The organism is Micromonospora sp. NPDC051196 (assembly GCF_040682415.1).
Lineage (GTDB): Bacteria > Actinomycetota > Actinomycetes > Mycobacteriales > Micromonosporaceae > Micromonospora.
The window spans coordinates 241920-268259 of sequence record NZ_JBFBAY010000008.1 but is presented as its reverse complement, the minus strand read 5'-3'; the positions used below and the strand labels follow the sequence as shown (position 1 = coordinate 268259).

Genomic DNA, 26340 nt, shown 5'->3' with positions numbered 1-26340 from the left:
TGGTCTCGTTGTGGATACAAAGCCACTCGATCCCTGATCGAGCACGATCTTGCGGAGACGTCGGTCGTCACGCTGACTCGTCGGGCTCTCTCGGCAGCGGCGGTGTCCCGGCCGGTGGCGTGATCTCCTCGGGTGGGGCGGCCTCGCGCAGGAGGGCGTTCAGCCCGGCGCGCCGGGCCACCACGGTCAGCCGGTCCCCGGCCACGATCACCAGCCGGTGATCCGGTGACCAGTCGTAGCGCTGGCCGGGCCGGGCGTGCGCGAGCAGCCGTACGCTGCCGGTCTTGCCGACGGCGGCGAGCGGACGGCCGTCGAGGGCCGAACCGGCGGCCACCGCAACCTCGGTGACCAGCAGGGCGTGCCGGCCGACCGGGATGGTGGCGATCACCGCCCGGTCCAGCAGCGCAGCAGCGAACGACGGGGCGGCCAGGTAGGAGACGCTGCGCGAGGTGCCGATACCGAAGGCGCGCTGGACCCGTTCGGCGAAGTCACCGTCGAACAGCCGCAGCACCACGCTGAGTTGGTCGTTGATGGTCCGGCCGTTGAGCGCGGCCCGCAGGTTGGCCCCGTCGTCGGTGGAGACCACCACCAGCGCCTGGCAGGTGGCCACCGAGGCGGCACGCAGTGTCTCCTCCTCGGCCGCGTCCCCCACCACCAGCGGTACGCCCAGCCGGCGGGCCAGCCCGGCGCCGCGCGCGTCCCGGTTCTTGTCGATCGCCACCACCTCGACGCCGAAGTCGTTGAGCTGGGCCATCACCCGGGTGCCGATGTTGCCCAGGCCCACCACCACGACGTGCCCGGACCGCTCGGGCAGGATCCGCCCGGTGTGCAGGGCCAGCCGGGCGTTGACCACGCCGTCGACGACCACCGCCGTGATCAACGGGATCAGGGCCAGCCCGGCGAGGTTGAGGATCACCTGCACGACCTGCTCGGCAGCGCCCTTGGCGGTGTCCGGGTCCTGCCCGGTGAGCGTGGTGACCAGGGTCAGGTAGAACGCGTCAGCCAGGCTGACGTGCGCCGCGTTGGCGTACAACCCGCCGAGCAGTCCCACCACCGCGAGCAACAGGATGACCGTGATGCCGATCTTGCGGGTGGCGAAGCTGCGGATCGCTCGGAGCACCATGGTCACCGGTCGGCGGCGTCGGCGCGCCCGAGCCAGCCGGCGGGCGGCCAACTCGGTGCCGACCGGCCGGCCGGCGGCCTCGGCGAGCACCACGTCGGCGACCCGGTCGTCGGCGGGCAACACCAGTTCCTGCTGTGGATCACGGGTGTCGGCCACCCCGCAGACGACCTCGTTGGCGCGGACGTCCTCCCGGCGGGCCAGGTACAGGGTGCGCCCGCCGTGCCGGAAGTGGGTGGGCGCGACCTCGCCGAGCGCGGCGGCCACGAAGGCCGGGGCGGCTATCGAGGCGTCCGAGAGCACCGCCGAGTCGGGGAAGATCTGCCGTACGCCGTTGGCCAGGCCGGTGTTGAACATCCGCACCACCAGGCGTAACCCGGGTTCGACCTCCTGTGCGCAGAGCGCGGCGTGCATGTTGCCCACGTCGTCCTGGTGCAGCAGGGCCAGCCCGGCCGCCCCGGCCAGGTTGGCCCGGCGGAAGGTGTGCTCGTCCAGCCGGTCGGCCCGGATCACCTCGACGCCGGGCAGGTCACGGCCGTCCGGTGCGGGTGAGCGCTGCCGGGTCGGCACGATCAGGGTGATGCGCAACCGCCCGGCCTGCGGCTCGCTGCCCCGCAACGCGCGGACCACCCAGTAGACGAGGGGATCCTGACCACAGATCACATAGTGGGCTCGGGCCTCCCCGTTGACCCGCAACCGGCGGCTGGCCCGCAGGGCCCGATCGAGCAGCGGCTCCGCCATGCCCGGCATGGTAGTAAGCCGGTCGCAATCCGCGCAGCCCCGCGTTGATCATGCTGGTTGACTGGTCGGCATGGGCCGGGCCGTGGCGGGTAGGCCAGCGGGTATGCAGACGTTCCTGCCGTATCCGGACTTCCTGGCCACTGCCCGGGCGCTGGACCAGCGGCGGCTGGGCAAGCAGCGGGTCGAGGCGATCCAGGTGCTGCGCGGGCTGACCAGGCCCGACTACGGCTGGCGCAACCACCCGGCGGTGAAGATGTGGGCCGGGTACGAGGAGGCCCTGACCCGCTACGGGCTGGACGTCTGCACGGTCTGGTGCGCCGCCGGCCGGGCCGACACCTGCGCCGCCACGTTGGCCGCCGACCTGGCCGCCGCCTGCGGCATCGAGCAGATCCGCGCACAGCAGGAGTTGGCGGTGGCCGGGGAACTGCCGCCCTGGCTGGGCCGTACGGATCTGCACCTGAGCCACCGTTCGTCGCTGATCCGCAAGGACCCCGACCACTATCGCCCGATCTTCGGCGACGACATCCCGGCCGACCTCGAATATGTCTGGCCGGCGTCCGACCGTCCCCGTCGCTGCCTGCCCTGAAACCGAAGGAAGGGCCCCTTGTTAACGCCTGACGAGGTATAGGGGCCCCTTGTTAACACCCCCGACTGTTCCCTACGCGTCGGGCAGACTGTGGGGGACCAGGGGGTGGCGGGGTGGCACTGTCGCAGATGGTGGGTCGGCTTATCGGCGTACGCCCGCACGAGGTGGAGCCGGGCGGCGGTGGTGCGAACCCGGTACCGCAGCCGGTGACCGCGCTCGTCGTCGGCGGTGGGATCGCCGGCATGTCGGCTGCGGTCGTGCTCGCCGAGCGGGGCGTCGAGGTGACCGTGCTGGAGGCCGCGTCGACGCTGGGCGGTCGGCTGGGTGCCTGGCCACAGACGCTGGCCGACGGCAGTCGCCAGGTCAACGAGCATGGCTTCCACGCGTTCTTCCGGCAGTACTACAACTGGCGCAACATCCTGCGTCGGATCGACCCGGCGTTGCGGTTCCTGCGGCCCGTACCGAGCTATCCGGTGCTCAGTGCACGATGGCCGACCGAGGAGTTCGGCCGGCTGCCACCCGCCCCACCGGCGAACCTGCTCACCCTGTTGGCCCGTAGTCCCAGCCTGCGGCTGCGGGACCTGCGCGGGATGGACCGGGACGCCGCGCTGCCGTTGCTGGCCTATCACCCGGTACGCACCTACGCCGAGTTCGACGAGCACACCGCCAACGAGCTGCTCACCTCGTTGCGCCTGCCGGACCGCGCTCGCGCGATGCTGTTCGAGGTCTTCTCGCACTCGTTCTTCAACCACGAGGCGCAGATGTCGGCCGCCGAGATGATCGCCCAGTTCCACTTCTACCTGCTCGGCAACCCGGAGGGGCTGGCCTTCGACTGCCCCGAGGACGACTACGCCGCGACGATCTGGGAGCCACTGACCCGACACGTCGAGCGCCACGGCGGCCAGGTGGTGACCGGCGTCGCGGCGACCGGGCTGCACCGGGAGGACACCGGGTGGCGGGTGACGACCGCCGAGCGGGCGTACCAGGCCGGGCATGTCGTGCTCGCCGTCGACCCGCCCGCGCTCGCCGCGCTGGTCGCGGCCTCCCCCGGGTTGGCCGACGCCGCGCCGCAACTGGTGGCGACGATGCCCGCGTACGGCAGGCCCGGTCCGCCGTACGCGGTGGCACGCTACTGGTGCGACGGGGACGTCGCCGCTGATCGGGCGATCTTCAGCGGCGTCACCCGGCAGAGCACCCTGGATTCGGTGACGCTGTACCACCGGCTGGAGCACGGCAGCCGGCGCTGGGCCGAGGCGACCGGCGGCTCGGTGCTCGAACTGCACGCGTACGCCTGCGAACCGGACGTGCCCGCGACGGAGCTGGCCGAACGGATGCGGGCCGAGCTGATCACCCTCTGGCCGGAGGTGGGTCGGCTGAGGGTGCGGGAGCTGCATGCCCGGGTGGAGGCGAAGGCGCCCGCCTTCGCGCCGGGCAGTCATGCCCGCCGGCCCGGGGTACGCACCGACGCGGCCGGGCTCTACCTGGCCGGCGACGGCATCCACACCGACTTTCCCAGCGCCCTGATGGAACGGGCCTCGGCGACCGGCATCCTCGCGGCCAACCACATTCTGCGGGCGGCGGGGGCGGCCACCGAACCGCTGTGGTCGGTCCGCCCGCGGGGCCTGCTCGCCCGGCGCTGACCCCACCCGGCCGCATCGAAATGCGTTGCCGCCGCACTCGGGCCACACCTACCGTGATCGCGCAAGGTCAACCGCCGCTTCTGGAGTACGCCATGTCGATGCCGCACTGCACCGCCGTGCCGTCGTGGCTGCTCGGCGGCGGTTGCCGAGTGGAACGTCCCCGAGGTGGCCGGCCCGGCTGACGCGGTACCCGTACCCGTCGAGCCGCCCACCCGCCTCTGGGACCGGGCGGCTCGTCGCTGTCCGCCCCGCACGCCCGTCACCGTTCGGAGGGAGAAGCCGGTGTACGCCGTCCTCGTTGTCAACGCCGACCTCGGCCCGCTGCACCGGGTCACCGTCCAGCACGCGATCCGGATGCTCTGCCGCCGGGTCGCCGAGATCCACGAGGCCGTGCCGGATCAGGTCATCGGCGTCTTCCCGGTGCCCCGGGTGGTCCGACTGCTCCGGTACGTGGTGACCCGCTGGCGGTTCACATCCGGCCCGGCCTGGTCCCGCGCCGGGGTGCTGAGCCGCGACGGCCGGTGCTGCGCGTACTGCGACGGCCCGGCGAGCACCATCGACCACATCCTGCCCCGCTCGCGCGGTGGCCGGAACACCTGGAAGAACACGACGGCCGCCTGCTACGCCTGCAACCAGCGCAAGGGCGACCGTACGCCGGCCGAGGCGGGCATGCCGCTGCGGCGCGTACCGGTCGTGCCGAGCTGGGCGGCGCTGGCCGGACGGTGACGGACCGGGCCGGCGGGAACGGGGGGCGGCGTCGAAGACTCGGCGCGGCACCCGCCGGCCCCCCGGACGGGGTCAGCGGCCGGAGGGCGGGGTCCAGGCGAAGCGGGGCGGTCGTCGCTCGTGGAAGGCGGTGATGCCCTCGCGGGCCTCGCCGCTGACCCGCACCTGCCCGTACCACCAGCCCACCCGGATATCGTCCGCCCACCCGTCGACGATCTCCTTCGCGGCTACCACGCTGAGTTGCGAGCGCTCCACGATCGTGGCGGTGAGCCGGTCGATCCGGGCGGCCAGGTCGTCTCCGGGCAGCACCTCGTCGACCAGGCCGATCCGCAGCGCCCGCTCGGCGTCGATCAGTTCGCTGGTGAACAGCAGGTGCTTGGCCGCCGCCGGGCCGACCAGCCGCGCCAATCGGCGGGTGGTGGGCGCCGGGTAGACCAGGCCGAGCCGGGCTGGCGGTACGCCGAACCTCGCATCGTCGGCGGCGATCCGCAGGTCACAGGCGACCGCGAGTTGACAGCCACCGCCGACGCAGGCTCCCCGGACGGCGGCCACGGTGGGCTTGGCGAAGGCGGCGAGTCGCTCCTCGGCGGCGACAGCGATGCTGGCGTCGCCGGTGGACAGTTGCTCGTTCAGGTCAGCGAGGTCGGCACCGGCGCAGAACGTACCGTCCGCGCCGGTGAGCACCAGCGCGCGTACCGCCGGATCCGCCTCCAGGTGGTCCAGCAGCACGGGCAGTTGCCGCCACATGGCCAGCGTCATGGCGTTTCGCCGGCCCGGATTGCGGATGACCACCGTGGCCACCGCACCCGACACCTCGACGGCCAGTTCCGCGTCCGCCACTGCCCACCGCCCCTCTGGCCCCGTCTCGGTCCTGCCGCAGGGCGTTTCCCCAGGTACGGCGACGATAGCGGGGCCGCTGGGACGCCCGTCAGGGAGCGACCGGCGCGGCCGGCCACCGAGGTGTCAGCTCGGTGTGCCGTGCGCGTGGTACGGATGGAGCCCCCGGCCGGGATCGAACCGGCGACATCCCGCTTACAAGCAGGGAGCGCCTGAGCATCGTACGGTTCGGGGGGTTGAGCGCTAATCCCGTGTGCACAAAGTCGATAAGCGGGTGGTCGCTGACTATGCGCTGCGAGCCTGTGGTGCCGGCGGGCGGCGGGCGTCTAGCTCCCGGAGCGCGCGTACCGCGGTGACCTTGTCGGCGTCCGGAAGGTCCATCTGCAGGATCGCGTCGAGAGGGTTCCCTCCCGACCGGACGGCCCGAATCAGGATCACCTTGGTTGTGTCCGGAAGGTCGAGGCTGAGCACCAGGTCGACGTCGTCTGCTGTGCCTGGGCGCTGCGAGGCAGTGCCGGTTTCGGTCAGCGCGGCATCGTCGCCGAGGATGTAGCGCTCCAGGGATCCGGGCGCCCAGCCCATCTGCCGGTCGACCTTCTCCAAACTCCACGGCTTGACGCGCCCGCCCACCTCGACGCTCCGCCAGGTCACAGGACTCATTCCCGCAGCCTCGGCGGCCGCATCGATCGTCAGGTTTGCGGCACGCCTCGCTCGGCGTACAGCAGCTCCCGCCTCGCGGCGGCGGGCCGACTCGCCTACCGGATCGCCATCTTTACCGGACACGGCAACAGCATGACAGGAACAGCAGGGAACACCTAGCCCCCTGGCCTGAAGGTTGTTTTAAGTCACGGATGTGAATCAACAGGTGACAGCAGTTGGCTGTATGCAACTTGCCGTTCCTCTATGTTCCTGTTGCTAGATGTTCCTAGGCGTGCCTACACTGCTGCACATGACGACGACCCGTAGACGACCGACTACGGCGGTCCCCATCAACGGGCCCGAGATCCGCCGAGTCCGCATGGCCCGCGGCATCGAGGTCGCCGACCTCGCCTCGCGCATCCAGGTGTCCCGCGCGTACCTGACCAAGCTCGAACTCGGGCACTCGCCGAGGGCCAGCGTGTCCGTGCACGCGGCGCTGGTCCGAGTCCTCCAGCCCGAGAGCCACGACGCCTTCCGCGCCGACCGCACCCCGGCTGAGACCCACTGATGGGCCGCGAGAGCCAGGGCTTCGCCGCCCTGTCCCCGTCACAACGGAGCCTCGCCGGCTCAATCGGCGTCCTGCACCGCTGGGCGCGGACGACCAGCGAGGACCGAGCGGCCGCACTGCGGCCCGCCAACGAGGGGCGCCGCCGGAGCCTGGAGCAGCAGGCCGACCCGGAAGGGGTCCTGTCGCCCGACGAACTTGCGGCCGCAGTGGACCGGCTCCAGCGGGCCCATATGCGCAAGGCCTCGCTGGCCAGCGCGAAGGCCCGAGCCGCCCGAAAGCGCGCGGCGTAACGAGCGAGCCCCCGACCGCGGACACGGTCGAGGGCTCACGAGAACCGGATCTTGACCCGCCATAGATCAGGAGACCCAGATGACACAGAGCGTACCGAAGACCCAGACCCCGGCGGACCGGGCTCACCTCCTGCGGGTGATCGCCCGCCTGGTCGCCGAAGCCCTTCCGGCACCGATGGTGATCGAGATCGACCCGGCTGCCGGCTACGCCAACCTGCGGTTCGACGACGGCGCCGTTGCGGCGGTCGGGGCGTGGGCCGACATGCTCGGCGTCGAGGTGGTCCAACACGACCTTGACATCGAGGCGCTTCGCGGCCCGGGTGGCAAGGGCTCGCACTGGGTGGGCAACGGCGACGCAGGCACCGAGTGGCACGGCTGGAAGCTGCACATCTGGTGCATGGCCGCCGGGAGCGCGCGGTGACCGCGGCGCGGCTGGTGCGGCGAACGGATGTCGCGACGCTGCGGGCCCAGCTGGCCTCACTGCGGCAGCAGAACCGGCAGCTGATGGCGCTGTTGCAGGAGGCGGAGCAGCAGGCCCGCCGTGACCCGCTCACCGGCCTGCTCAACCGAGCCGGGATCGACGACGCATTCGGATTCGCCCAGAGCAGCTGGGAGCTGGCTCTTCTCGACCTGGACGGTTTCAAGCAGGTCAACGACGAGTTCGGGCACGCCGCCGGCGACACGCTCCTCACCGCTGTAGCCGCCAGCCTGCGTGACTACCCGATCGCGGCACGGCTGGGTGGCGACGAGTTCGTGGTGGCGGGCCGGCTGCCGGGCGGACCGCCCCGCTACTGGCCGGTGCAGTTGCCCGGCGGCGAGGTCATCTGCATCTACGCCACGGTCGGCGTGACCCGGGTCGTCATCGGCGACCTGGCCGCCACGCTGCGGCAGGCCGACGCCGCGATGTACCGAGCCAAGAAGGCCGCGCCCGGCTCGCTGCTCACCCACGACCCGGACCTCGACGACCAGCCCATCCGCCCGCGGCCGCGCGTCCGGCTCCGTGACCAGCGAGAGGCACACCGATGAGCACCTACGACCGCACCCCGCCCGGCACGACCGTCCGCCTGGTGATCCCCGAGGCCATGATCGTCGCCCACGGCGACCTGCAGATGCGGGTCACCCTGCCGGACCACCCGGGCGACATCGTGACCCTGCCCCTGGTCGACGAGCGCTTCCGGCCGGTGGTCGAGATCCACCCGCACCTGCCCACGCTGCACCCCGGGCAGACGTGGCGCGGCGCCGGCGGCACCCTGCTGCACGCCGTTCAGGAGCGGCGCGACGCCGCCGACGCCGGCGAGACGCTGCTGGTGTCCGTCGTCGACGGCATGCACTACACCCGCGACCTGGCGATCGACACGTTCGGCCCGCTGACCCTGCTCGGCGAGTTGGCCCCGCACGACGAGACGTGGCTCCCGCCCGCTCCCGTCGCCCCGGTGTCGCCGGCCGCTCCGGCCATCGGCGACACCGCCATCCTGCCCCGCGTACCCGCCGAGGAGGCCCACCGATGACGACTACTGCCGATCACCCCGACTGGTGTGAGCCGGCCCTCTGCGACGCCGAGGTGCCCACGCTCCCGGCCGCCGGCGGCGTACACCGCGGCAACCCGGAGCGCCTGGTCCTGGTCCTGCCGATGGGCGACGCCATCTCGGTTACCGCCCAGCTGCAGCTCCCCGGCCACCGCGCCGTCGACGACGCCGACCGCGACGCATACCTGGCCGTCCAGGTCGCCGGCGGCCCGCTCACCCCGCTGCCGATGGACCAGGCCCGACTCGTCGTCGAGCGCCTGGCCCCGCTGCTCGGCCTGACCGTCTCGGCCCGTGTCTAAGACGGTCCGCCGCCCCGGCCGGCCCGCCGTCCTGCCGCACCCCTACGTGCAGCAGGACGGCGCGCCGGCTGGCGGCCGCTGTACGCCCGGAGTCCGCCATCGAGGAGGCGGCCCGCGAGCTGGAGGCCCGGATCCTCGGCGAAAGGGAGGAATAGGTCGTGGACGACCTAACGCCTGACCCAGCGACCGTGGCCCGGCTCGACCAGGACCGCGCTGCCCTGGCCGTGCTCGCCGCAGCAGCCGCCGAACACGCCGAGGCCGAGGCATGCCCCCACCGTGGAGTCTGCCCCGGGCAGCAGGCGACGGACGCCATCGCAGCGCTGCCGGCCGACGACCGGGCCCGGTTGCTCGGCATCACGATCGCCGCGCTCGCCCAACTCGGGTACGCCGCCCCGCCGCGCTACCGGCTCACCCGAGCCGGCTACGCCGCCCTCAACACCGAGCCGCCGACCGGCTGGCCGTTCGGCGGCCGCCGTGCCTAGCCCCAAACCACGCGCTCACACCACCCTCGGCCTGGAGGTCTGGGCAGTCGGCACCTACGAGGAAATCACCGCACTGCGCGCCCAACTCGGCACCGCCGGCCGGCTCGTCGAGGTCGGCGACCCGCACGTCCTTGCTGGTGCCGACATGGGCCGATACCGCCAGTACATCCGCACCCAGATCCCCACCAGCGAGGGACCCCGATGACCGGCCGATCCGATCAACCGCTGGTCCTCTGCCTGGACTGCGACACCCCGTGCGTCACGCCGATCTCCCGGGCCCGCCGCGTCGGTGCCGGTTGCTGGCGCAAGCGTCGCGCCGCCGCCCGCCGCCTCGCCACTGCGGCGGCCGCCGCAACTTTCCCCGTCGACGTTCAGGACGGGCCGACCTTGCTCGATCAGCTGGAGGTGACCCATGTCTAACGCGCGTCTCGCTCAGGCCCTGCTCACCGAGCGGTACGGCGACCCCTCGGCGGCCGCCGCCGAGCGAACCGCTCCGCCGCCGCTACCGCCGCCCGGCAGCCCGGACAACAGCCCGCAGCGGCACCGCGAGGTGCTGCTGGAGGCCCTGCATCCCCGACCACGGGCTGCGTGACCCCGCACCCGCACAAGAAACGGCGCGGCACCTGGTCAGAGGTACCGCGCCGGCCTGCTCAACCTCGAAAGGCCAAGCGTGATGAACCTCCACCGTACCCCGGCCTCCCGACAGACGGGAGCGCGGGCATGACGACCACCAGGAAGGCCGGCGATGTCGAACTCAAGCGCGGCCGCGAGTCCCCGCAGTGGACCGACGTTCACGACTGGGTGGCGCTGTCCGGGGTCAGCCCGGGAGCCCTCGCCCTGTACGTCGTCCTGCGAATGCACGTCAACCGGCAGCGCGGTGACGACGAGGTGACTACGTCCACGCTCACGCTGGCCGTGCTGATGGGCCTCTCGCGCGGCGACAAGGTCAAGGGGTACCTCGACGAGCTGGTGGCGGTCGGCGCCGTCGACATCGACCGGGGCGGGCTGCACCGCCGCAACACCTACACCGTCCACCAGCTCCCGCCCGAGGGCTACACCGGCAAGGTCACCCTCAAGGCCTGGTACGACGAGCACCGTGCGCTGCTGGCGCTCAAGCGGGCCGACGAGAAGGCCAAGCGCGACGCCCGTCGCACCCGGGCCAAGGAGAAGAAAGAGCAGGTCAGCGCTGTCGCCCCCGAATCGGGGGAACAGGCCGACGAGCCTGTCACCCCCGATCGGGGGGAACCGGTTCACCCGGATCGGGGGGAACCTGTCACCCCCAATTCGGGGCGGGAACCTAATGATGTTGAACCTGATGATGTTGAACCTCCTTCTCCTCCCTCTCCCTCCTCTGCCGCCAGCAAGGAGGAGAAGGAGGAGGATCCGAACGAGACGAAACACCCCGCCTCGACGCCTGACGGCGATCTCGCCGCCGAGCTGACCGCCGCGCGGCCGGACTGGTCGCCGCGCGTACTGCGCGAGGTCCTGGCCGACGAGGCCATCACCGAACGCCAGCCGGAGGTCGTCGCCCGAGCGTTCCGCCTGGCGGCCGCCGACGCGAAGACGACGACACCGCGCCGACTGCTGCACGACTCCTGTCCGCACTGGCAGCGCGCCGTCCACCAGCTCGGCCTCCTGCCCACCGGCACCACCGCGTCAGCCGTCCGTCCCGGGTGGGTGCCGAGTCCCCGCGCGAGGGGCGTCGACGACGGCCGCGACGCCCAGCTGCTCGCCGCGCCCAGCGCCGGCCGTACCGCCGAGATCGCTGCCGCCCGGGCGGCAGCGGCCGCAGCCTCTGTCCGCTTCCGCACCGGCGGCCGCGAGCGCCCCGACTCCGCCACCGCGCTCGCGGCCGCCGCAGCCGAGGTGACCCGGTGACCGGGCCGCGTCGGCGCGGCCGGCCCGCCTGGGAGGCCCGACCTGGCCGCCCGACAGGCCCGCACCCCGCAGGAAGCCACCGAACGGGCCCGCCGCGGCCGCGCCCTCGTCGACGCCGCACTCGCCGGCGAGGCACCGCCCGAGACCGAGCACACCGAACCGTCACCACCCGCCGGCTACGAGTACGTGGCCTGTGCCGGCTGCTACCGGCCCGTCTGGGGCCTACCTGGATTCCGCTGCCCCGCCTGCCGACCCGCCACTGGAGGAAACCCATGACCACCCCTACCGCCGACCCGGCCACCACCGCGACCGAGCTGGACGACAACGCAGCCGAGGTCATCCGCTACGGCCAGGCCCTCGACAAGGTCACCGTCGAGCGCGACCGGGCCACCGCGCTGTGCACGGTGCTCCAGACCTCGCTTGGCCGCGCATGGGCGCGCGTCGACAAGCTGAACAGGGTGGTCACCGAGGCAGACGCACGCGCCGAGCGCTACCGCCACCAGCTCGACCTCGCCAACACCGAACGGGCCCGGCTCGCCGAGGAGGTGGCCGTGCTGCGCGCCGCCGTCACCGAGCTGGTCGACGAACCGGTTGTCGCCCTGGTCTGCCGATCGTGCGGTTGCCACGACCTGCTCGCCTGCCAGGACGGCTGTGTCTGGGCCACGGACGAGGAGCAGCGGGCGGCCGGCATCACCCCGACGGGCGGTCCGCTGTGCACGGCCTGTCTGGGCCGGCAAGCCGAGGTCCTGGCCGAGCAGCAGCGGCCGTGGTGGAGGCGGTGGCTCGGCGTGTAGCCCCTGCTCAGACCAGCGCAACAGGGCGCGGCCACCCCGACCGGGGCGGCCGCGCCACCTCGTATCGGGGGAACCATAGATGTTGATCTCTAAGTGGAGTCGCTGATGCCCTACTGGTTGGAAAGCGACACCTACGCGGACGACCCGGTCTGGGACGTCCTCGCCGGCGGCCGCGGCGACCGCGTCGACGCGCTGCAGGCCGCCTACACCCGCCTCAAGTCCGCCGCCAGCCACCAGCTGACCGACGGCTACCTCACCGAGGGCACCGCGCTGCGGTACTGCCGAGGCCGCCGCCAGATCCTCGACCTACTCTGCACCTCGGTCCTCGACCAGGCCCCCCGGCTGCACCGGCCCGGAGACGAGTGCGCCTGCCTCGGTGACACACCCTGGATCGAGGGCTACTCGTACAGAATTCACGCCTTTCTCCGCCGCAACCCCAGCAAGGCCGAGTACCTGCGCAACCGGGCCCAGCGCGCCGACCTGCGCGACCCGCGGCTCAAGGCGATGGTCTACGACCGCGACGGCGGCTGCTGCCGCTACTGCCGCTCCGGACCGCTGTCCCCAAAGGCCGGCCGGGCCCGCGACCGCCGCAAGGTCCTGGCCTACGACCACGTCGACCCGGACCAACCCGCCGGCGCCGACGGAGCCAACCTCGTCACCGTCTGCGGCCGCTGCAACGAGCACAAGGGCCACCGCACCCCCTACGAGGCCGACATGGCGCTCCTGCCGCCCCCCACGGCCGACGAGCGGGCCGCCTGGACGGCCCGAGGGCTGCTGCTGCAGGACCCCTCCGATCACCGCCAGATCACCGACGAACCACCGACGAACCACCGACATGACGGTGATCCGAGCGCTGAACCGACCACTGATCAACCAGCCGATCCCCACGCCGATCAGATCGACACCACCGGGGCAGACGTGTACCCCGACAACGGCGATCACCAGCAGGAACAGCAGGTCGCGTCATCCGGTAAGGGGCCCGGGACGGGTCGGGGCGGGCATCGCGCTGATCGGCCCGGTCCGACCCAGCCGAGCCGGCCCCCCGACACCCCGGACATCTACCACCGACGGTCCCGGGCCCCCGCCCCCGCCGACCCGTACATCTGGCCCCCGGGCGCAGTCCCGGCTACTCCCGCCCCTCCTCTGGAGGATCACCATGGCGCACCCTGACCCGCACACCGCCGCCCGCCGCGCCGTGACGCCGTCCCGCCGCAGGCTGCTGCTCGTCGCCGACATCCGCGCGTACGCTGCCCAGCTCGCGGACTCCTACCGCGCGACCGAGACCGTCTACACCAAGACCCGGGGCGGCCGGATCAAGCTCGTCGGTGTGCACACCGAGACGTACGACGGGCTCCTGGCGCAGCTCGCCGAGGTGGCGGTGCATGGCATCACGTCGTCGATCGACAATCCGGGCGCCCGGCCCGTGCCGCAGTCCAAGCCACCGGGCCACTGGGAGGCAATCGGCCGCGGCGCCGCGATCGCCGCCGAGGCGGCACGGTGGTGTGGGGACCTTGCCCTGCCGGTGCGCGACACCACCCAGGGCAACATCCGCCAGCTGGCCGGCGCCGCAGGCGAACCGCGGATCGTCGACGACGACCAGGCCGCCGCGCTGTGCCGATCGCTGCGCCACTGGCGAGCCCAGGCCCAGGCCCTGATCGGCTGGACCAGCGATGCCTACCGGCCACGCGCCACCTGCCCGATCCTGACCTGCGGCCAGCCCGGCACACTGCGCGTCAACCTGGCCCGCAAATCGGCGTTCTGCGTCGAGTGCCTGTCGGTCTGGGACGACGTCGACGGCAGCATCACGGTCCTCGCCGAGTGGATCGCCGCTCAGACCGACGCCCGGGCCGTCACGACCGAGCGGATCCGGTCTGGGCACTCCGGCCACGGTGGAGCCTGGCTAGATCATCCGAACGGGCAGAACCGGCCCGGCGGGTTTGCAGGAATGTCCGAATCCGGTGCATGATCGCGGTGCAGGAGTCTGCCCTGCACCGCGATCTACCCTGCCAGTCACCCGGGATCGGCTCCGGGACCGAGCGCCCCGCGCCACCAGTGCGGGGCGCTCGTGTATCTGGGGAGGCTGGGTGAGCCAGCACAGCGAGGACTCCAGGGCCTACCGCAAGCGTCGAGCCCAGTTCCTGGAAGACCATCCGGTGTGCTGGATCTGTGGCCATGGTGGTGCCAACCAGGTGGACCACAAGATCCCAAGGTCGAAGCGACGCGGCCGGATGGAAGTGTGGAACTGGCGGCCGTCGCACGGCCCGCCTGGGTGCCCGACCTGTCGACGCAACTGCAACCAGCAGCGTGGTACGGGCGAGGCACCTGCCCCCACCCTCTGGGTCACCTCACCTGACTGGTGAGAGTCGATGAGTGATCCCGCAACGCGTGCCGCGTCTGCACAGGTCACAGCGTTGCAGTGGTGGTTTTTTAGCACACGAGGCGCGGTCGACCCCGCGCCCGAGGTGGCATTTTTCTCCCCCCGGGTCGCCACCGGGGGCCGGATCTGAGCAGGTGGAGCAGCCGGTGAGCGAGTCGATCACTGCCGCGATCAGCGCCGAAATCACGGCCGCGCGAGCGGCGCAGGGCAGCACCCGGGAGGACGTCGCCGGCGCCGCCCGGGCCGCCGGCGCACCGTCGACGTTCACCGCGTCGGCGCTGCGGAACATCGAGGGCGCCCGGCGGTGCGCGACGGCGGAGGAGTTGGTGTGGCTGGCCGCCGCGCTCGACGTGCCGGTGCGGCAGCTGCTCGGCGCGCACCGCGACCTCTTCGGGCACGAGGCGTACCGGCCGCCGGCGTGCGGCGAGGTCCAGGACGCGACCCGGCAGGCCGTGGAGGACCTCGGCGAGCTGACCGGCCGCCAGCTCGCCCTGGCAAAGCTGGCGTACGCGCTGGCGGCCGAGATCGACGGCGGCGGCGAGAAGCGGCAGCCGGCGGCGGTGGCCAAGGCGCTGGCCGACACCCTGGACCGGTTGTGGGAGCTCAAGCCGGTCGAGACCGAGCAGGACGATGACCTCGGCGCTGAGTAGCCGCCGACGGATCGAACCGGTCCGGCTGCGGCCGGGTATGACGCCGGAGGAGATCTACGCGGCATACGGGCTGACGTGCCCGCCCCGTGTCGGCACTCTCAGGAATCCGGATCGCAAGACGTACGGGGTCGGGGTCGCGCGGATCGCCGCGCAGCTGGGTCAGCCGCTGATGCCGTGGCAGCGGTACGCCGCTGACACCGCTCTCGAGGTCGACCCCGACACCGGGCACCTGGTGTACCGGGACGTGACGCTGGTGGTGCCGCGTCAGTCGGGCAAGACCACGCTGATCCTGTCGGTGAAGGCCCATCGGGCGCTCAAGATGGGCAGCGAGGCGGTCCGGTACCGGCCCTCCCAGGGCAGCCGGCAGTTCATCCTCTACGCGGCGCAGAAGCTGCTCGCCGCGCGACGGAAGTTCGTCGAGGAGCACCTGCCGCTGCTGGAGTCCTCGCCGCTCAAGGACCGGTTCCGTAAGCGGCTGGCCAACGGCTCAGAGTCGATCATCTGGGACACCGGGGCGCTCGACGGGATCACGGCCAACACCGAGACCTCCGGCCACGGCCCGTCGCTCGACCTGGGCGTGGAGGACGAGTTCTGGTCGGCTGAGGACCACCGCCTGGAGCAGGCGTACAGCCCGGCGATGACCACGCGGTGGTCACCGCAGCACTGGCGGGTATCGACGCAGGGCACGCCGAGGTCGACGTACATGAAGGCCAAGGTGGAGCTCGGCCGCGAGGTCGTCGAGTCCGGGCAGCCGACGCAGATCTGCTACCTGGAGTGGTCCGACCTGGACGGGCCCCGCGAGGACCCGGCGACGTGGCTGAGGTCGATGCCGGCGCTGTGCCCGACCGAGGGTGAGTGCGAGTGCTCCCCCGAGTGGCGGCACACGGTGACCCTGACGGTGATCGCCGGCGAGCTGGAGAAGTTCGCGAGCAAGCTCGAAGAGTTCGACCGCGCGTACCTCAACCGGCCGGCTGGCGAGACCTTGCCGCCGGATCCGAACGTGCCGCCGGTGGCCCGGTGGAACGAGCTGGTGGACATCCACCAGGCGCCCGGTGACGTCGTCGCCTTCGGGGCCGAATGTGACTGGCAGGGCACGCAGGCGGCGATCGTCGCGGCCTGGCCCGGCACCGGCGAGGTGAAGTACCACCTGCGGGTCGTCGAGTACGGGCCGGGCATCGACTGGGTTCCCGGGCGGGCCCGGGAGTTGGACACGAAGTGGAAGCCGGTCGCCTGGGGCGTCGACGTCGGCGGAGGTCCAACGAAGCAGCTGGAGCAGCCGCTGCTCGACGTCGGATTCGTCGTCTCGGGCAGCGGCGATCCGGAGCGCGGCGAGATCACCTCGCCGATGGTCCGCGACATCGCCGCGTACACCGGGGTGCTGCTCAACGGCGTACGCGACGGCACGGTGCGGCACGAGGGCCAGGCGGCGCTCACCGAGGCGTACAAGGTGGCCCGGACGAAGTCGTCCGGGGACAGCTGGCTGCTGGACAGGAAAGCCAGCGGCAACGTCGTGACGCTCAACGCGGCGATCAAGGCGATCCATGCCCTGGAGACCCGCAAGCACCTCGCGGTCGACGACGACTACGACGTGGCCGATTCGTTCGGGTGAGGAGGAGCCGATGTACAAGGTCGTGACCACCGCGCTGGACGTGCTCGGTCTGCTGCTCGTGGCGGCCGGTATCGGCGCGGCGGTGGCCATGGTCGCCGGCGCCGGTGGCGGCCTGGTGGCCGCCGGCATCGTGGTGCTGGCTGGTCGGTGGCTGGCCGACCGGCAGGCGCGGCCCGAGCAGGCCCGGGGTGAGCAGCTGTGAGCCTGTTCCGCCGAGCGGCTCGGGCCGCGAACCTGACCAGTCCGCAGGACCTGCTGGGCGACCGGACCCGGGCCCGGACCTCCCCGGCGGTGACGAACGAGTCGGCGCTGCGGCACTCGGCGGTCTGGGCGTGCCTGACGCTGCGCGCGGATCTGGTGTCGACCATGCCGGTGGACGTCTACCGTCGCGTGCAGGGCGTGCAGGTGGAGGTACCGAAACCTCCGGTGCTGGTGACCCCGGGTGGTGAGCAGGTCGGCATTCAGGAGTGGCTGTGGGCTAGCCAGTTCGATCTGGACCGGGCGGGCAACGCCTTCGGTGTGGTGCTGGAACGCAACGGGCACAACCTGCCGGCTCTCATCGAGCTGGTGTCGCTGTCCGACGTGACGGTCCGGGCGACCGGGTCGCGGATCACTGAGGTCCGGATCGGGAAGGACGTCTACGCCGGAGACCGGCTGGCGGACATCTGGCACGAGCGGCAGTACACCGTGGCTGGTATGCCCCTGGGCCTGTCGCCGGTTGCGTACGCCGCGTGGAGCCTGCAGGAAACGCTCAGCGCGCAGCAGTTCGCGCTCGACTGGTTCGGCGGCTCGGCCATCCCGATGGCGGAGCTCAAGAACACGTCGAAGAAGATCGACAAGCGGGAAGCACAGATCGCGAAGGACTTCTACCGGGCAGCGGTCACCAACGGTGACCTGTTCGTGCACGGCTCCGACTGGGAGTACAAGCCGATCCAGACCGTGGCCGCCAGTTCGGAGTTCCTGCGCACCCGGGAGTTCGGGCTGACCGACGTCGCCCGGTTCTTCGGTGCGCCGGCCGACTTGATCGACGCGGCGGTGTCCACCGGCGCGATCACCTACGCCAGCATCACCCAGCGGAACCTGCAGTTCCTGACCCTCAAGCTCGGGCCGGCGGTGACCCGGCGGGAGACCGCGCTGTCGCGGCTGGTGCCCGGTGCCCGGTTCGTGAAGCTGAACAGGGACGCGTTGCTGGCCATGGACCCGGAGACCCGGGCCCGAACGATCAAACTTCGGCTGGACTCCCGGCAGCTGACGCCCGACGAGGGGCGCGGCCTGGACAACCTGCCGCCACTGACCGACGCCGACCTGGCGCAGTTCGACAAGGTATTCGGCGCTCCCCGCACGCAGCCGACGGAGGCGAAGTCATGACCACGATCACCCGGGATGTCGCCGCAGCGGCGGCGGAGCGTCGCCAGAACGTCCGTCAGCGTGCCGACCGGCCGTCGCAGCGGCGCTCGGCTGAGCCGGCCGGCTCCCGGGCGTCGGTGCGGGCGGCGCTCGCCGGAGTGCAGTTGCGCGACGCCGCCGGCGACGGCTCGGTACTCGAGTTCACCGGGCATGCGTCGGTGACCGAACGCGGGTACGAGATGTGGGACTGGTACGGCCCGTACACCGAGGTGATCTCGGCCGACGCGTTCAGCGAGACCTTGGCGCGGGCGGACCTGGACGTGCCGCTGGTGCTCGGCCACGACCAGCTACGCCGTATCGCCCGCACCACCACCGGCACCCTGGACCTGTCGATCGACGACACCGGCCTGCTGGTCGTGGCTCGCCTGGACCCGGCCGACGTCGACGTGGCGTACATCGCGCCGAAGCTCCGCAGCGGCCTGGTCGACGAGATGTCGTTCGCGTTCCGGATTGAGTCCGGCGTGTGGTCCCCGGACTGGACGCAGTACCGCATCGAGCGCGTCGACATGCACCGCGGCGACACCGCGATCGTCGGCTACGGCGCGAACCCGGCCACCGACGCCGGCCTGCGTCAGCAGGCACGGTCCGACAGCTCGCGCGCCCGGGCGCTGCTGGAGCTCGCACTCGCCGGCGACTGACCGCCAGCACCACATGCCTGTGCCCGCCACACGTCGAGGCTCTCCCAGACGCCGGGACGGCTGGTGCCTCCTCGCGACTGCAGCCCGTGCAAGTCGGGCCGGGTACACCAAACCACCACCCGCACCGCCCCGGTGCCGGGTGTATATCGCCTGATCTGCCTCGCACGAGACCACCCGGCGCCATGGCCTCGGGTGGCCGTCTGACCTGGACGGGCGTCCACCGATCACTCACCGAACAGGAGGCCGAGCATGACGCTCGCCGAGATGATCGCCAGGGCGCAGGAGACGCTGCGCCAGGCGATCGCCGCACGCCGGACCGCGCAGGACGCGCTGATGGCGCTGCGCATCGACCCGAACCTGACCGAGGAGGCCGTCACCGAGCGTCGGACCGCTCGGGACGAGGCCGACGCCGCGGTGACCCGCGCCCAGGCCGACCTGGCCGAGTTGGAGGAAGAGCAGCGGCGGGAGAACGAAGTCGCGGAGCTGGCCGCCCGCACCGAGCCGACGGGTAACCGGGCGCCGGCGTACGACCGGGTGGCCCGGGTCGGCGCCGAGGAGCGCACCTACCGCCAGGACCAGGACCCGCGCGGCGCGACCTTCGAGCGTGACGTCGCCGCGGCGTTCTTCGGCGACTACGAGGCTCGTGACCGGCTGTCCCGGCACATGCAGGAGGAGCGCACCGAGCGTGGCGACCAGCTGCGGGCGGTCGGCACGGGTGCGTTTGCGGGCCTGATCGTGCCGCAGTACCTCACCGACCTGTACGCGCCGGCGGTGGCCGCGAACCGGCCGTTCGCCGACGCGATCCGTCAGCACCAACTGCCGGCGCAGGGCATGCAGGTCAACATCTCCCGCATCACCACCGCCACCAGCGTGGCGTTGCAGGCGTCGGAGAACAGCGACGTCTCCGAGACCAACATCGACGACACGCTGATGTCGATCCCGGTGCAGACGGCGGCCGGCCGGCAGACCATGTCCCGGCAGTCGATCGAGCGCGGTGCGGGCACCGAGTCGATCGTGCTGGACGACCTGTTCCGCCGGTACGCGACGAACCTGGACAGCACGCTGATCAACCAGAGCACCACCGGCCTGTCGGCGGTCGCGACGTCGGTCACCTACACCGACTCGACGCCCACCACGGCTGAGCTGTACCCGAAGGTGATCGAAGGGCTCGCCGGCGTCGAGGCGGCGCTGCTGGATCAGGCGTCCGGAGACAACATCGCGGTGATGCACTCGCGGCGCTGGTACTGGATGCAGAACGCCATGGGCACCTCGTACCCGATGATCACGCAGCCGGGCGTGGTCGCGCAGACCCTCGGCGCGAACTACGCCACCCGCTACGGCAGTGGTGTGCGCGGCATCCTGCCCAACGGTACGCCGGTCATCGTCGACAACAACATCGCGACGACCCTCGGCACCAACGACAACGAGGACGAGATCTACCTCGGCGACCGCAACGAGCACCACCTGTGGGAGGACCCGAGCGCGCCGATGTTCATCCGCGCGGAGCAGCCCAAGGTCGAGTCTCTGGGCGTGGTCCTGGTCGTGTACGGCTACTTCGCCTACACCCACGCCCGCTACGCCCACGCCCGGAAGATCTCCGGCACCGGCCTGGCCGCCCCGACGTTCGCCGGCGCCTGACCGAACCGCGGTGGTGCCCGGTTCGCCGGCCGGGCACCACGCACCACCACCCCTATCCGAGTCCCATCGAGCGGAAGGCATCCCGCGATGAGCGAGCAGAAGAGCACCGTCAACGACCCGAATCCGGCCGGCACCGCCGCCGCCCTGGTCCACGAGCGCGCCGGCCTGGCCCGCCGGGCCGCAGCCGCCACCGACGACGCGAAGAAGAAGCTGCTGACCGACCGGGTCCGCCAGGTCGACGAGCAGCTGAAGGCGCGCGGCTACAACGCCAAGGGCGATCCGGTCAACGTGCCGAAGGAGCGTCAGGCGCCGCCGCAGCAGACGGCCTGACCGGCCGTAGTTCGCACGCAGACGGGAGGTGCCGCCGGTGCTGTATGCCACCCCAGAGGAACTGAACGCGATGCGCGGCAACCGTCCGCAAGTCGCCCAGGACGTGCTGCTGCGGGCGCTACGGACGTCCTGCCGGGCGATTGACCGCAAGACCGGGCGGCGGCCGGGCGGCTTCGGTCTCGCCAATGCGCCGTCGGCGCGGGTGTACGAGGTGCAGGGTCGGGTCACCCCAGACGGTCGCCTGCTCGTCGACGACATCGGCAGCACCGACGGCCTGATCGTCGAGGTCGAGACTGGCACCGACACGTGGAGCGTGCTCGCCGACGTGCGGCATGGCCCGGACAACACGCTGGCGCTCGACCAGCCGATCACCTACCTGGTCCTGGCACACCGTCATCGGTGGCCGTGGCGGCGAATCCAGGTCACGGCCCGGTGGGGCTGGCCGGCGGTGCCGGAGGAGATCGGCATGGCCGCGTTGCTGCTCGCGAACCGGCTGTACCTGCGTAAGGACAGCCCGGAGGGCCTGGTGCAGACACAGGAGTTCGGCGGGGTCCGGCTCTCGAGGTGGGATCCGGATGTCGAGGCGCTGCTGGCCCCGTACGTGCTGCCTGGGATCGCGTGATGGACGCGATTGAGGGTGTGGGGCTGCTGCGCGACGCGTTGTCGGAGGTCCCCGGCCTTAGCGCGCAGACCAGCGCGGATGTGGATCCGCCCGCCGTGGTGGTCGGGCCGCCGGCTCTGGAGTGGGAGGACTACAGCTCGGCGCCGTCGACGGGCCGCTATCCGGTGTGGCTGGTGGTGACCGGCGGCGATGGCGCGACCGAGCAGCTGCTCGGTCTGGTGCCGGTGGTGGCTGCGGCGATCGACAGCGTCGACAACGCGGTGCTGTTGCGCGCCGATCCGGGTGTCTACCCGTCCAGCGCCGGTAGTGATCTGCCGGCGTACCAGTTCCAAGTCGAGATCGCCCTGGGAGGGTAGATGTCCGTCCATCAGCGCAAGATCAAGCAAATCGTTCTCTCGATCGGCTCGGAGACGTTCCAGTGCCAGGTGCGGAGCTGGAAGATGAACAACAACACCGAGGACGGCGAGAAGATCCACACGCAGTGCCCCGAGGGGGAGGTGCGCGAGGAGGCCGACCCGGACTGGTCGCTGGACCTGACCGCGCTGGCCGACTGGCGTGAGAACGGGTTCAGCGACTGGCTGACGATGCACGACGGTGAGGTGGTCGACTTCTCGGTCGATCACCACCCCGACATCCCGGCCGAGCACGTCCGGTGGGAAGGCAAGCTGAACATCAAGGCGCCGAGCGTGGGCGGCGAGGCGCGGGAGACCGAGCAGACCGAGATCACGCTCCAGTGCGTCGGAAAGCCGGTCTACAGCCGGGTGACGGCCTGATGGCCCGCGAGGTGGTGGACACCCAGCGGGTGGTGCGTGCGGGGCTGGAGCCGGAGCTGACCGCGCCGCCGGCGGACGGGGACGTCGTCGACGCCGGTGCGGTCGCGCTGTGGGTGGTCAACGAGGCGGAGTCGGCTGTCACGGTGACGGTGGACGCCACCGCCGCCCAGGACGGCCTGAACGTCGCCGATCTGGTGGTGTCGGTGCCGGCCGGTGAGCAGCGGCTGATCGGGCCGCTGCCGGCCCGCACGTTCGGGCAGCCGATGGGTGAGCCGACCGCGGGCAAAGTCCATGTCAACTACAGCGCGGTCACCGACGTGACCCGCGCTGTGATCGGTCTGTAAGGGAGCACAGTGTTCGACTTCAAGCTGTCGATCGACGGGCAGGACGCCCAGGTCGAGCTGACCGCGACGTCGCGCGACGTCCTGATGTGGGAGAAGACCACGAAGGGCGCCAGCTTCGCGAAGCTGGAGGCCGATCTGAAGATCGGTGACCTCTACGGGGTGGCGTACCGGGCGGCGGTCCGCAAGGGCGTCTTCGCTGGCACGCTGGATGACTTCCAGCTCAAGGTCGACATGGAGTTCGAGGACACCAAGCCGGGCTCGGACGGTGACAAGGACCCTACCCAGCCGGCTCGCTGAGCCGGGCGGTAGTCGCGCTGGCCCTGCACTCCGGCATCCCGCCGGCGGCGTGGCTGGCCGAGGATCCGAGGGTCCTGGAGACCGCCCTGCATCTGCTCGCTGAGCAGAACCGCCATGACCGGCCGCACCGCGGCGACGGGCCGCAGATGAGCGGCTGACCGAAGGGGTGGGTCGGGGTGGATCGGGTCACGGTGCGCGTGGATGGCGTGTGGGGGGTGCTGCGGGCACTCTCCCGGGTGCCGTCCGAGGCTGACCGCCAGTTGCAGGCGACGGGGTATCGGTTGGCGGCGGCGTTGTCCGGCCGGGTGGCGGGGGCCGCCCGGTCGGACTCGCGGCAGTCGGCGTTGATGGCGGGCACGGTGCGGGCGGTCGGCGGTGAGATCGTCGCCGGCGGCTCGGCCCGGGTCGGCCGGCGCGGCACACCCGCCTACAAGATCCTGTTCGGCTCGGAGTACGGGGCCAGGGTGTTGCCGCAGTTCCGGCCGCACCGGGGCAGCGGCAGCTACTGGATGTGGGCGGAGATCCTGCGCAGCAAGGCGGAAATCGACCGTGAGTCGGCCGACGGTGCCGAGCGGGTCGTCCGGGCGATCGACCGGGGGGTGTGATGGCACGCACGATCACGATCCGGTTCGGCGGTGACTCGTCCGGGGTGACCCGGGCGGCGGCGCAGACCCGGGCAGCGGTGTCCAGTGTGCAGTCGCAGGTCGGTCAGATCACCCGCAGCGTCGGCAAGGTCGTCGCCCTGGGCGCGGCGTTCGGCGGTGCGGCCGCGTACGCGATCGCGTTCGGTGCGGCGGCGGCCCGGGCCGGTGGTGCCGTCGCCGCTCTGCCGGCGTTCCTGGCGGCGGCGATCGGCGGCCTGCTGGCCTTCCGGGCGATCACAGCTGGGCTCGGTGACGCCTGGAAGGCCACCGGGCAACAGATCGGTGGTGGAGGCGGCACAGCCGTCCGCACCGGCAGGCAGGTGGAGGCCGCGCACCGGCAGGTCCGGGCAGCCACTCGCGCGCTCGCTGATGCGCACCGCGACGCGCAACGGGCGCAGGAGGCCGTCACACGGGCCCGCCGTGATGAGATCGACCGGCTCGACGACCTGTCACGGGCCACCCGTGGTGCCGCCATGGAGGCCGAGGAATCGGCGATCCGGCGGGAGGACGCCGAGCGGGAGCTGGCCGACGCGCAGCAGATGGTGGCCCGGGCCGAGGAACAGCTGCAGCGGGCCCGGGAGACCGGCGACGCCCGGCTGATCATCCGCGCCGAAGAGGAACTCAACGACGCCCGGCAGCGGGCACCCGAGCTGATCCGCCGCGCTGATCTGGCACTGCGGCAGGCCATCCTCAGCGCCGAGAACGCCACCGACTCCTACGAGGACCTGGCGCAGGAGCAGGCCGAGGCCGCCCGCAAGGGAGTCGAGGGCAGCGACGCGGTGCAGGCTGCCCTGGATCGGCAGGCCGAGGCGCAGCGGGCGGTCACGGAAGCGGCAGAGCGGCTAGCCGATGCGCAGGACGCGGTCCGGCAGGCCAGCCAGGGCGCCGCCGGCGGTGGCGGGATCGGTGGGGCGACGGACGCTCTGGACAAGCTGGCTCCGTCCGCGCGCCGGGTGATCGTGACGCTGCGGGATTTGGTGCCGGCGTGGTCGGCTGCGGCCCGCGCCGCGCAGGACCGGGCCTGGCGGGGTGTCGACCGGGATCTGCGGCAGCTGTCCGGCAACTACCTGCCGCTGGCGACCCGGTGGCTGGGCCGGATGGCGGGCGGCTGGAACACCACGGTGCGGTCGGTTGCCGCGTACGCGAACAGCCGGCGGGGGATCGCGGACGTGTCGGCGGTGCTCGACGGTACCGCTGGCCTGACCGAGCGGCTCAGCCGGTCGATCCGGCCCTTCCTCAGCGGGTTCATGCAGTTCGCCGCTGTCGGATCCGGATTCTTGCCTGGGTTCGGTGGCTGGGTCGAGCGGATCGCGACGAAGTTTGAGGCGTGGGCGGTCTCGGCCCGCGAGTCGGGCCGGATGCAGCAGTGGATCAGCGACGGCACCGCGGCGCTGCGCACCCTGTGGCAGATCACCACCAACGTCGTCGGCAGCGTCCGGGCCATCTTCCGGGCCGGTGACGACGGCGGCAACTTCCTCGAAAGCGTCGAGCGCGGCACCGCGGCGATGCGGGCGTGGCTCGACTCCGCCCAGGGTCAAGAGACCGTCGGGAACGTGCTGGAGCGGCTGCGGGACATCCTCGGCAGCGTCGCTGAGGTGCTGCCCACCGTCGCCAGCGAGGGCTCCACCTTCCGTGACACCTTCGACGTGGCCGGCGTGGTGGTCGGGTTCCTCGCCGACAACCTCGACACGGTGACGGCAGCCTTGCCGTTCCTCGCGGCTGGGTTGATCGCGGCGAAGGCCGCCCAGCTGGGTGCCAACGTCGCAGCTGTCGCGTCGATCCCGATCCAGATCGCCCAGACCGCCGCACAGTTCCGGCTGGGCGCGGCGGTGCGCGCCAACTCCGCCCTGCTACGGGGGCAGGCAGCAGCGCAGCTCGCCACCGACGCGGCACAGAAACGATCCACCATCTCCACCATCGCATCGCGGGTAGCGACGGTGGCCTCCACCGTTGCGGCGAAAGCGATGGCGGCAGCGCAATGGCTGCTGAATGCGGCCATGTCGGCGAACCCGCTCGGGTTGGTGATCATCGCGATCATCGCGCTGGTCGCCGCGATCGTCATCGCGTACAAGAAGTCCGAGACGTTCCGCAAAATCGTGGACGCGGCGATGCGTGCGGTCGGTGTGGCTGCGCAGTGGTTGTGGGACAAGGCTTTCAAGCCCGTCTTCGAGCACATGAAACGCGGCTGGACGTTGGTGGCCAACGCGGTCACCTGGTGGTGGAAGAACATCGTCACGCCGGCGTTCCGCGCGGTCGTGGCGGTCGCGGTGTGGCTCAAGGACAGGATCGTCCAGAGTTTCAACAACTGGCGCGCACTGTTCCGGCGGGTGGCCGGCTGGGTCGGCGATCTGCGCCGCTCGGTGGTCGATCGGTTCAACAATCTGCTGGCCTGGGTGAAGGAGCTACCCGGGCGGCTGCGGTCCCGGCTCGCCGCGATCAAGTCGATCCTTCCCGCCCCGTTCAAGGCGGCGTTCAACTCGATCGCCTCGTTCTGGAACCGGTCCGTGGGCCGGTTGAGCTGGACCGCGCCCAGCTGGATCCCCGGTGTCGGCGGCAAGAGCATCAGCGTGCCGCAGCTGCCGATGCTGGCCCGGGGCGGCATCGTGCGGGCGTCCCGGGGCGGCACCCTCGCGGTGATCGGTGAGGGTGGCCAGGACGAGGCCGTGGCCCCGCTGTCGCGGCTCGCGTCGATGATCGAGGCCGCTGTGCGCACCGGTGGCGGCGCGGCGCCGGCCGCGTCGACGAGCGTCCACGCGGAGGTGCGGGTGTTCCTCGGCACCCGTGAGATCACGGATGTGGTGCGGGTCGAGGTGGCCGAGCAGACCCGGGAGCAGAACCGGCAGGTGCGGCGGCGGGTGACCGCTGGAGCGGGGAGGGCGCGCTAG

General features: G+C 71.8%; 34 protein-coding genes. 31 read left to right on the top strand and 3 right to left on the bottom strand.

Going from position 1 to position 26340, the window contains the following annotated elements:
• Positions 1 to 67: 67 nt before the first annotated feature.
• Complete coding sequence (locus tag AB0M35_RS18205; protein ID WP_363746651.1) at positions 68 to 1870, bottom strand: NAD-binding protein; 1803 nt, start codon at positions 1868 to 1870, stop codon at positions 68 to 70.
• A 94-nt stretch (positions 1871 to 1964) separates the two neighbouring features.
• Here AB0M35_RS18205 and AB0M35_RS18200 point away from each other — a divergent pair, with 94 nt between their 5' ends.
• From AB0M35_RS18200 to AB0M35_RS18190, 3 genes are all read left to right on the top strand, one after another.
• Positions 1965 to 2447, top strand: coding sequence for an MSMEG_6728 family protein (locus AB0M35_RS18200; protein WP_363746649.1), 483 nt, complete (start codon positions 1965 to 1967; stop codon positions 2445 to 2447).
• Positions 2448 to 2560: 113 nt separating this feature from the next.
• Entirely contained in the window at positions 2561 to 4087 is a 1527-nt protein-coding gene (locus tag AB0M35_RS18195; protein ID WP_363746647.1) for an FAD-dependent oxidoreductase, read from the top strand.
• A 282-nt stretch (positions 4088 to 4369) separates the two neighbouring features.
• Entirely contained in the window at positions 4370 to 4813 is a 444-nt protein-coding gene (locus AB0M35_RS18190) for an HNH endonuclease (RefSeq protein WP_363746645.1), read from the top strand.
• Between the two features lie 72 nt (positions 4814 to 4885).
• Here AB0M35_RS18190 and AB0M35_RS18185 read toward each other — a convergent pair whose 3' ends face one another.
• Both AB0M35_RS18185 and AB0M35_RS18180 read right to left on the bottom strand, forming a co-directional pair.
• Positions 4886 to 5653 (bottom strand): enoyl-CoA hydratase/isomerase family protein, encoded by a 768-nt coding sequence (locus tag AB0M35_RS18185; protein ID WP_363746643.1) that lies wholly within the window; start codon positions 5651 to 5653, stop codon positions 4886 to 4888.
• Positions 5654 to 5935: 282 nt separating this feature from the next.
• Positions 5936 to 6433 carry a helix-turn-helix domain-containing protein gene (locus tag AB0M35_RS18180; RefSeq protein ID WP_363746641.1) on the bottom strand — a complete coding sequence of 166 codons (498 nt, stop codon included), beginning with the start codon at positions 6431 to 6433 and terminating at the stop codon, positions 5936 to 5938.
• Between the two features lie 166 nt (positions 6434 to 6599).
• Between AB0M35_RS18180 and AB0M35_RS18175 the strand changes: the two genes are divergently transcribed.
• From AB0M35_RS18175 to AB0M35_RS18040, 28 genes are all read left to right on the top strand, one after another.
• Positions 6600 to 6857 carry a helix-turn-helix transcriptional regulator gene (locus AB0M35_RS18175; RefSeq protein ID WP_363746639.1) on the top strand — a complete coding sequence of 86 codons (258 nt, stop codon included), beginning with the start codon at positions 6600 to 6602 and terminating at the stop codon, positions 6855 to 6857.
• Positions 6857 to 7147 (top strand): hypothetical protein, encoded by a 291-nt coding sequence (locus AB0M35_RS18170; RefSeq protein WP_363746637.1) that lies wholly within the window; start codon positions 6857 to 6859, stop codon positions 7145 to 7147. The genes AB0M35_RS18175 and AB0M35_RS18170 overlap by 1 nt, the downstream gene beginning before the upstream one ends.
• A 79-nt stretch (positions 7148 to 7226) precedes the next feature.
• Entirely contained in the window at positions 7227 to 7568 is a 342-nt protein-coding gene (locus AB0M35_RS18165) for a hypothetical protein (protein WP_363746635.1), read from the top strand.
• Positions 7565 to 8173, top strand: a complete 609-nt coding sequence (locus AB0M35_RS18160) for a GGDEF domain-containing protein (protein ID WP_363746633.1) — start codon at positions 7565 to 7567, stop codon at positions 8171 to 8173. Before AB0M35_RS18165 ends, AB0M35_RS18160 begins: the two co-directional genes overlap by 4 nt.
• Positions 8170 to 8655 carry a hypothetical protein gene (locus AB0M35_RS18155; RefSeq protein WP_363746632.1) on the top strand — a complete coding sequence of 162 codons (486 nt, stop codon included), beginning with the start codon at positions 8170 to 8172 and terminating at the stop codon, positions 8653 to 8655. Before AB0M35_RS18160 ends, AB0M35_RS18155 begins: the two co-directional genes overlap by 4 nt.
• Positions 8652 to 8972: a hypothetical protein gene (locus tag AB0M35_RS18150; protein WP_363746630.1), complete on the top strand. Its 321-nt coding sequence runs from the start codon at positions 8652 to 8654 to the stop codon at positions 8970 to 8972. The genes AB0M35_RS18155 and AB0M35_RS18150 overlap by 4 nt, the downstream gene beginning before the upstream one ends.
• 158 nt (positions 8973 to 9130) lie before the next feature.
• The gene (locus AB0M35_RS18145; protein ID WP_363746628.1) at positions 9131 to 9454 is read left to right on the top strand and encodes a hypothetical protein; all 324 of its coding nucleotides are present in this window, start codon (positions 9131 to 9133) and stop codon (positions 9452 to 9454) included.
• Positions 9447 to 9659 carry a hypothetical protein gene (locus AB0M35_RS18140; protein ID WP_363746626.1) on the top strand — a complete coding sequence of 71 codons (213 nt, stop codon included), beginning with the start codon at positions 9447 to 9449 and terminating at the stop codon, positions 9657 to 9659. The genes AB0M35_RS18145 and AB0M35_RS18140 overlap by 8 nt, the downstream gene beginning before the upstream one ends.
• Positions 9656 to 9874 (top strand): hypothetical protein, encoded by a 219-nt coding sequence (locus AB0M35_RS18135; protein WP_363746624.1) that lies wholly within the window; start codon positions 9656 to 9658, stop codon positions 9872 to 9874. The genes AB0M35_RS18140 and AB0M35_RS18135 overlap by 4 nt, the downstream gene beginning before the upstream one ends.
• A complete protein-coding gene (locus AB0M35_RS18130; RefSeq protein ID WP_363746622.1) occupies positions 9867 to 10046 on the top strand; it encodes a hypothetical protein in 180 nt (59 codons plus the stop codon). Before AB0M35_RS18135 ends, AB0M35_RS18130 begins: the two co-directional genes overlap by 8 nt.
• A 128-nt stretch (positions 10047 to 10174) precedes the next feature.
• Positions 10175 to 11332, top strand: coding sequence for a hypothetical protein (locus AB0M35_RS18125; protein WP_363746620.1), 1158 nt, complete (start codon positions 10175 to 10177; stop codon positions 11330 to 11332).
• Positions 11333 to 11604: 272 nt separating this feature from the next.
• Positions 11605 to 12126, top strand: a complete 522-nt coding sequence (locus AB0M35_RS18120; RefSeq protein ID WP_363746618.1) for a hypothetical protein — start codon at positions 11605 to 11607, stop codon at positions 12124 to 12126.
• Positions 12127 to 12231: 105 nt separating this feature from the next.
• Positions 12232 to 13296: a hypothetical protein gene (locus AB0M35_RS18115; RefSeq protein ID WP_363746616.1), complete on the top strand. Its 1065-nt coding sequence runs from the start codon at positions 12232 to 12234 to the stop codon at positions 13294 to 13296.
• A complete protein-coding gene (locus tag AB0M35_RS18110) occupies positions 13283 to 14092 on the top strand; it encodes a hypothetical protein (RefSeq protein ID WP_363746614.1) in 810 nt (269 codons plus the stop codon). Before AB0M35_RS18115 ends, AB0M35_RS18110 begins: the two co-directional genes overlap by 14 nt.
• A 557-nt stretch (positions 14093 to 14649) precedes the next feature.
• Positions 14650 to 15153: a hypothetical protein gene (locus AB0M35_RS18105; RefSeq protein WP_363746612.1), complete on the top strand. Its 504-nt coding sequence runs from the start codon at positions 14650 to 14652 to the stop codon at positions 15151 to 15153.
• Complete coding sequence (locus AB0M35_RS18100; RefSeq protein ID WP_363746610.1) at positions 15134 to 16762, top strand: hypothetical protein; 1629 nt, start codon at positions 15134 to 15136, stop codon at positions 16760 to 16762. The genes AB0M35_RS18105 and AB0M35_RS18100 overlap by 20 nt, the downstream gene beginning before the upstream one ends.
• Before the next feature lie 10 nt (positions 16763 to 16772).
• Complete coding sequence (locus AB0M35_RS18095) at positions 16773 to 16964, top strand: hypothetical protein (RefSeq protein WP_363746608.1); 192 nt, start codon at positions 16773 to 16775, stop codon at positions 16962 to 16964.
• A complete protein-coding gene (locus tag AB0M35_RS18090) occupies positions 16961 to 18130 on the top strand; it encodes a phage portal protein (RefSeq protein ID WP_363746607.1) in 1170 nt (389 codons plus the stop codon). The genes AB0M35_RS18095 and AB0M35_RS18090 overlap by 4 nt, the downstream gene beginning before the upstream one ends.
• Complete coding sequence (locus AB0M35_RS18085) at positions 18127 to 18807, top strand: HK97 family phage prohead protease (protein WP_363746605.1); 681 nt, start codon at positions 18127 to 18129, stop codon at positions 18805 to 18807. Before AB0M35_RS18090 ends, AB0M35_RS18085 begins: the two co-directional genes overlap by 4 nt.
• Positions 18808 to 19056: 249 nt before the next feature.
• On the top strand, positions 19057 to 20445 hold the full coding sequence (locus tag AB0M35_RS18080; RefSeq protein ID WP_363746603.1) for a hypothetical protein: 1389 nt from the start codon (positions 19057 to 19059) through the stop codon (positions 20443 to 20445).
• 87 nt (positions 20446 to 20532) lie between these two features.
• Entirely contained in the window at positions 20533 to 20775 is a 243-nt protein-coding gene (locus AB0M35_RS18075; RefSeq protein WP_363746601.1) for a hypothetical protein, read from the top strand.
• Positions 20776 to 20812: 37 nt separating this feature from the next.
• Positions 20813 to 21397 carry a phage gp6-like head-tail connector protein gene (locus AB0M35_RS18070; RefSeq protein WP_363746600.1) on the top strand — a complete coding sequence of 195 codons (585 nt, stop codon included), beginning with the start codon at positions 20813 to 20815 and terminating at the stop codon, positions 21395 to 21397.
• Positions 21397 to 21753, top strand: coding sequence for a hypothetical protein (locus AB0M35_RS18065; protein ID WP_363746598.1), 357 nt, complete (start codon positions 21397 to 21399; stop codon positions 21751 to 21753). The genes AB0M35_RS18070 and AB0M35_RS18065 overlap by 1 nt, the downstream gene beginning before the upstream one ends.
• Positions 21754 to 22170: a hypothetical protein gene (locus tag AB0M35_RS18060; protein WP_363746597.1), complete on the top strand. Its 417-nt coding sequence runs from the start codon at positions 21754 to 21756 to the stop codon at positions 22168 to 22170.
• Positions 22170 to 22514 (top strand): hypothetical protein, encoded by a 345-nt coding sequence (locus tag AB0M35_RS18055; RefSeq protein WP_363746596.1) that lies wholly within the window; start codon positions 22170 to 22172, stop codon positions 22512 to 22514. Before AB0M35_RS18060 ends, AB0M35_RS18055 begins: the two co-directional genes overlap by 1 nt.
• Positions 22515 to 22523: 9 nt before the next feature.
• Positions 22524 to 22811 (top strand): hypothetical protein, encoded by a 288-nt coding sequence (locus AB0M35_RS18050; protein ID WP_363746594.1) that lies wholly within the window; start codon positions 22524 to 22526, stop codon positions 22809 to 22811.
• A 191-nt stretch (positions 22812 to 23002) separates the two neighbouring features.
• Positions 23003 to 23416 carry a hypothetical protein gene (locus AB0M35_RS18045; RefSeq protein ID WP_363746592.1) on the top strand — a complete coding sequence of 138 codons (414 nt, stop codon included), beginning with the start codon at positions 23003 to 23005 and terminating at the stop codon, positions 23414 to 23416.
• Positions 23416 to 26340 carry a hypothetical protein gene (locus tag AB0M35_RS18040; RefSeq protein WP_363746590.1) on the top strand — a complete coding sequence of 975 codons (2925 nt, stop codon included), beginning with the start codon at positions 23416 to 23418 and terminating at the stop codon, positions 26338 to 26340. The genes AB0M35_RS18045 and AB0M35_RS18040 overlap by 1 nt, the downstream gene beginning before the upstream one ends.